A 6084-nucleotide genomic window follows, 5' to 3' on the forward strand; every position below is an offset into this window, starting at 1 on the left:
CAAACAAGGAGAGCAACTTGAAGATTCGCAATCAACGGGATTTTGGGGCAGGGGTCATGTATATGGTCATTGGCCTGTTCTTCAGCGTCGTGGCCACCAATTACTCCATGGGTACCGCCGCTAAGATGGGTCCTGGATATTTCCCTTTCTATTTAGGCATTCTCATGTTCCTGCTGGGGCTTTTAGTTGCCGTCAAGGCCTTGAGTGCGAAAGCAACTATTGAAGCCATACCCAAATTTAACTGGAAGATCATGGCGCAAATTACTGGTGCCGTTGTCCTATACGGCCTATTGCTTCCAAGATTGGGGTTTTTAATTGCTGTGGTTGTTTTAGTGTTCGTAGCTGCGAGTGCTAGCAAAGAGTTTACTTGGAAGGGTACCGCTATCAATGCGGCATTCCTCGTTACCTTTACGTATTCCGTGTTTGTTGTGGGACTAAAACTCCAATTCCCACTCCTACCCGTGTTCCTACAACAATAATTTGACGAGACAATTAACATGGATTTATTTACTAACCTAGCACTCGGTTTTGATACTGCGTTCACTCTTCAAAATCTCATGTATTGCCTCATCGGCTGTATCTTGGGAACCTTAATTGGCGTATTGCCTGGCTTGGGTCCAATTGCTACGATCGCAATGCTGTTGCCAGCAACTTATGCACTCCCTCCAATTGCAGCTTTAATTATGTTGGCAGGTATTTATTACGGCTCCCAGTATGGTGGCTCCACTACAGCGATTTTGCTCAACATCCCCGGGGAAACGTCATCTGTCGTCACCGCGATTGATGGCTATCAGATGGCACGCAATGGACGTGCAGGTGTTGCACTCTTTACAGCCGGTATGGGCTCATTCTTTGCAGGTTGCGTTGCGACTTTGGTATTGGCAGCTTTTGCGGCACCACTATCGCAATTGGCATTTAAGTTCGGCCCTGCTGAGTATTTCTCACTGATGGTGCTAGGCCTCATTGGAGCCGTTGTTTTGGCATCTGGTTCGCTCATCAAAGCGATCGGCATGATTGTTTTAGGTCTCTTGATGGGCTTAATCGGTACGGACGTGAACTCCGGCGTTTCACGTTATGCATTTGACGTTCCAGAACTCAGCGATGGCATCGGCTTCGTGTCAGTTGCTATGGGTGTATTTGGTTTTGCCGAGATCATGAGCAACCTTGAGAAACAAGGTGACGACGAGGGCTTTCTGAATAAGCTCACCAGTATGGTTCCGAGCAAAAGCGATCTCAAACGCATGATTCCTTCTATTTTGCGTGGCACAACGATTGGCTCTGTATTAGGTATCCTGCCAGGCGGTGGTGCTGCACTAGCAGCCTTTGGCGCTTACTCCGTAGAGAAAAAATCATCAAAACACACCGCAGAATTTGGTAAAGGTGCAATTGAAGGTGTTGCGGGTCCAGAGGCTGCTAACAATGCTGCTGCTCAGACCTCATTCATTCCATTGCTTACCCTTGGTATCCCTCCCAACGCCGTGATGGCTTTGATGGTTGGCGCCATGACCATTCACAACATTCAGCCAGGCCCACAGGTCATGACCAGTAACCCAGCGTTGTTCTGGGGTCTGATTGCGTCTATGTGGATTGGTAATGTCATGTTGATTCTCTTGAACTTGCCTCTCATTGGGATTTGGGTAAAGCTCTTGAAGATTCCTTATCGCTTCCTCTATCCAGCGATTTTGGTGTTCTGCTGTATCGGCGTATACACCGTCAACAACACTGTATTTGACGTTTATGTGACAGCAGGTTTTGGCTTAATTGGCTACCTCTTCTTTAAGCTCGGCTGCGAACCCCCTCCATTGCTCTTAGGTTTTGTACTCGGACCAATGATGGAAGAGAATTTCCGTCGCGCGCTTCTGCTATCCCGTGGCGATTTCTCAACCTTTGTGACTCGCCCACTTTCTTTATCTCTATTGATTGCTGCCGCACTTCTAGTGGTCATTGTGGCATTGCCAGCAGTGAAAAAGACCCGCGAGGAAGCATTCGTCGAGGACTGATAGATCAGCACTTGCCAAAACGAGCCCGCAGCAGTTTGCGGGCTTTTTCTTTATGGGTCCGGGGTTTTCTCTACAATGTTGCTATGTCCCAAGATAGCAAACCCTCTAAGGCAGCAGCTACCACAGTCGCTGAACCATCCAACTTTTTGCGCCAGATCATTGATCATGATTTAGCCAGCGGTGCTTTTTCCCAGCGCACGAATTTGGCTGGTGAACCCATTCCCTCCATCATCACGCGCTTTCCTCCAGAGCCAAACGGCTATCTACACATTGGTCACGCCAAAAGTATTTGTCTGAACTTTGGTTTAGCAGCGGACTACAACAAATTATCTGGTGGCGCGCGTTGCAATATGCGTCTGGACGACACCAATCCAGTGAAGGAGGATGTAGAGTACGCGGACAGTATTTTGGAGGCTGTCAAATGGCTCGGGTTTGATTGGGGCTCACATCTTTATCATGCAAGCGATTACTTTGACCGCCTTTATGAATTCGCAGAAATTCTGATTCAAAATGGTAAAGCGTATGTGGATAGTCAAAGCGCTGACGATATTCATACACATCGCGGCAACTTTGGTCAGCCAGGTAAAAATAGTCCTTATCGAGATCGCAGCCCCGAAGAAAATCTCACCCTCTTTCGTGGGATGCGTGATGGCAAGTACCAAGATGGTGAGCACGTTTTGCGTCTCAAAATTGACATGGCGCATCCCAATATCGTGATGCGCGATCCAGTGGTCTATCGTATACGCCACACGGATCATCATCGCACTGGGAGCAAATGGTGCATTTACCCTCTCTATGACTTTACCCATTGCATCTCTGATGCCTTAGAGAATGTTTCTCACTCGATTTGCACATTAGAGTTTGAAAATAATCGCCCACTGTATGACTGGATCGTGAACTCACTCAAAGAGTTGGGTGTCTTTAAGGACCCTGTTCCACATCAATACGAGTTTGCGCGCCTCAATCTAACTTACACCATCACCAGTAAACGTAAGTTGCTACAACTAGTTGAAGAGAAACATGTTGATGGCTGGGATGATCCTCGTATGCCGACGATTGTTGGTATACGCCGTCGTGGCTACACCCCTGAGAGCATTCGTTTGTTCTGCGAGCGTATTGGTGTTTCTAAAGCAGATAGCTGGATTGATATGAGCACTCTTGATCAAGCCTTACGGGATGATCTTGAAGCTCGTGCACCGCGTGCCACAGCGGTTTTAAAACCACTCAAACTGGTCGTGGAAAATTTTGACGCTAATGCTGAAGAACCCTGCTCAGCACCCCGTCATCCGCATCATCCTGAATGGGGCAATCGTGAATTTCATTTCACGCGTGAGTTGTGGATTGAGGCAGATGATTTTATGAAGGAGCCCATTAAAGGGTTCTTTAGGCTTTACCCACCTATTGGTGATCAGCCAGGAAGCCGAGTCCGTTTACGCCATGGCTTCGTAGTGGAGTGTACTGGCTATGAAACAGACGCTCAAGGCAATGTCACCCAAGTCAATGTCACTCATTTTCCTGACAGCAAGAGCGGCACACCGGGCTCAAATAACTACAAAGTGAAAGGCAATATTCACTGGATCAGCGCTGCAGAAGCTATTGCGACAGAGGTGCGCCTCTATGACCATCTTTTTACAGACCCGCATCCGGATAGTGGCGATAAAAATTTCTTAGATACCATCAATCCAAACTCTAAGGAAACAATTACCGCTTATTTAGAACCTTGCATGAAAGACGCCAAGGCGGAAGATCACTTTCAGTTTGAACGTCATGGTTATTTCGTTGCGGATAGAGTCGATTCAAAACCAGGTAAGCCAGTCTTTAATCGCACAGTGGGTCTGAAAGATTCTTGGAAATAGTGTTTAAAAAATCTGCTACGCTAGGATAGCGAAGCGGTGTCTTTAACTCTTGTAAGCGCGTGTTCGTCACTCTTCTCGATTCCCGCATAAATGACCAGAGCATAGGACTCACTAGTTTTTGCAATTCATCAGCAGGCATGCGCAAAGGTCTTTCTAGACCATATGCATCAGCAACTTCATCAAAATAGTCTCCCATCTTCGTTTCATTACCATCGCACGCGTTAATGATTCGCTGTGGCTTACCACGATAGACCGCGGCGCAAACTAAGCGCGCTAAATCATCGCTATGAATATGATTTGAATACGCATCTTCTTGCGCAAGGAGCGCAGGAGTTTTTGATTGCAAGCGCTCGATCGGCATGCGATTGGCGGCATAAATACCAGGTACGCGCAAGATACTCACGGCCACACCATGGGCTGGCCCCCACAAACGGAGTACACGTTCGGCATCCACCCTTCTTTGCGCTCGTTCGCTCTGCGGGTTTACTGGGGTGATTTCACTGACTTTAGCGCCACGATGATCACCATACACACCGGTTGTGCTGATGTAGATCAGCCGCCTGACGATAGTGGGGCCTTGGGCTAAAATTCTCAATAGGTTGCGGGTTCGGCAATCACGATTTCCCTGATTTTGCGGTGGAGCTAAATGGATCACGGTTTGCGCCAAATTCCCAAGGCGCCATAACGATTCTGGATGATCCAGATTGCCCAAAATTGGAGTCGCGCCGACCTCCCTTAACTCCTGAAAACGATTTTGCGAAGATGTAAGGGCAAACACTCGGTAACTTCTAGAAAGCTGTCGAGCTACTCGTAGGCCAATATCACCGCAGCCAATAATCAGGATTGAAGGTTTACCAAAAGATTGCATAAGTAACATCGTAACGATTTATTGAAAGGAATGAGAGTGTCTTATCAGATCACGCTCAAATCGAGTGGCAAACAATTTACTACCAATCCAGATGAAACCATCCTGGAGGCCGCTCTTCGCCAAGGCATCAACCTACCTTATGGTTGTAAAAACGGTGCCTGTGGCTCCTGCAAAGGTAAAGTGGTTGAGGGTCAGGTTCAACATGGCCAGCATAGTGAGAATGCGCTTAATAAAGCCGATGAAACTGCAGGCGCGATTCTATTTTGTTGTGCCCACCCTCAAAGCGACCTTGTCATTGAGGCTCGCGAAGTACAAGGCGCGGGCGATATTGCCATTCGCAAGGTTCCTTGCCGCGTCAATAGCATCAATAAACCCAGCACAGATGTTGCCATCCTTAAGCTGCAACTCCCTGCGGCAGAGCGGTTTCAATTTTTAGCTGGTCAGTATCTTGAGTTCTTATTAAAAGATGGGCAACGTCGCGCTTACTCGATAGCAAATGCCCCCGATCAAGAGGGTCCTTTAGAGCTTCATATTCGCCATCTTCCTGGGGGCTTATTTACCGATTTTGTATTTGGAGCAATCACCCCTGCATTAAAAGAAAAAGATATCTTACGCTTTGAGGGCCCTTTGGGCAGCTTCTTCTTACGTGAAGATTCTAAAAAACCCATTATTTTCTTGGCTGCTGGTACGGGCTTTGCACCAATCAAATCCATCATTGAGCAAATGCAATCAAAAAAGATTCATCGACCAATCGAGCTCTACTGGGGTGGACGTCGTCCAATTGATCTCTACCTCAATGATCTTTGCAAAACCTGGGAGAAAGACATTCCCAATTTCAAATACATCCCCGTCATTTCAGACGGTCTGCCAGAGGATGCTTGGCATGGGCGCACTGGCTTTGTTCATCAAGCAGTGATCGATGACCATCCCAACCTTAAGGATTTTCAAGTCTATGCTTGCGGCGCCCCGGTCATGGTCAATGCCGCCAGAAATGACTTCTCTGCGCAATGCCACCTTCCCGAGGAAGAGTTCTTTGCTGACTCCTTCACCAGCGCAGCCGATTTAGCCACTAACTAAGCTACATAAAGTTAGATAATAGAAACCTAAAGAACCATTTAATTATTGATAAACCCACGAGCATGACTACACCAGCACCGATTGATACCCACTCAGTAATGTTCATTACTCAACGTCCAGATATCGTGATGGTAGAGGGTAATGGCTCATGGCTTACGGATAACAACGGCAAGCGGTATTTAGATTTTCTCCAGGGTTGGGCTGTCAACTGCTTAGGTCACAGTAATCCCGGGATGATTGCCGCCCTCAATGCGCAAGCTAAAAAACTCATTAACCCCAGCCC

The 6084-nt window shown here is 47.4% G+C and carries 6 protein-coding genes; 5 read left to right on the plus strand and 1 reads right to left on the minus strand.

The window, feature by feature from the left end; translation table 11 throughout:
- Positions 1 to 17 precede the first annotated feature (17 nt).
- The 3 genes from KIH43_RS05910 (at position 18) to KIH43_RS05920 (ending at position 3856) form a co-directional block, all read left to right on the plus strand.
- Positions 18 to 479, plus strand: a complete 462-nt coding sequence (locus KIH43_RS05910; RefSeq protein WP_296969674.1) for a tripartite tricarboxylate transporter TctB family protein — start codon at positions 18 to 20, stop codon at positions 477 to 479.
- A gap of 18 nt (positions 480 to 497) precedes the next feature.
- Positions 498 to 2000, plus strand: coding sequence for a tripartite tricarboxylate transporter permease (locus KIH43_RS05915; protein WP_296969675.1), 1503 nt, complete (start codon positions 498 to 500; stop codon positions 1998 to 2000).
- Between the two features lie 83 nt (positions 2001 to 2083).
- Positions 2084 to 3856, plus strand: coding sequence for a glutamine--tRNA ligase/YqeY domain fusion protein (locus tag KIH43_RS05920; RefSeq protein WP_297718743.1), 1773 nt, complete (start codon positions 2084 to 2086; stop codon positions 3854 to 3856).
- On the opposite strand, the gene KIH43_RS05925 is transcribed toward KIH43_RS05920, so the two are convergent.
- Positions 3819 to 4733: an SDR family oxidoreductase gene (locus KIH43_RS05925; protein ID WP_297718746.1), complete on the minus strand. Its 915-nt coding sequence runs from the start codon at positions 4731 to 4733 to the stop codon at positions 3819 to 3821. The genes KIH43_RS05920 and KIH43_RS05925 overlap by 38 nt on opposite strands.
- Positions 4734 to 4760: 27 nt before the next feature.
- On the opposite strand from KIH43_RS05925, the gene KIH43_RS05930 reads away from it, so the two are divergent.
- Positions 4761 to 5801 carry a CDP-6-deoxy-delta-3,4-glucoseen reductase gene (locus KIH43_RS05930; protein WP_297718749.1) on the plus strand — a complete coding sequence of 347 codons (1041 nt, stop codon included), beginning with the start codon at positions 4761 to 4763 and terminating at the stop codon, positions 5799 to 5801.
- 62 nt (positions 5802 to 5863) lie between these two features.
- Positions 5864 to 6084, plus strand: a 221-nt coding sequence (locus KIH43_RS05935; RefSeq protein ID WP_297718751.1) for an aminotransferase class III-fold pyridoxal phosphate-dependent enzyme, incomplete at its 3' end; no start/stop codon positions are given.

It is taken from the genome of Polynucleobacter sp., assembly GCF_018500155.2.
Taxonomy (GTDB): Bacteria; Pseudomonadota; Gammaproteobacteria; order Burkholderiales; family Burkholderiaceae; genus Polynucleobacter.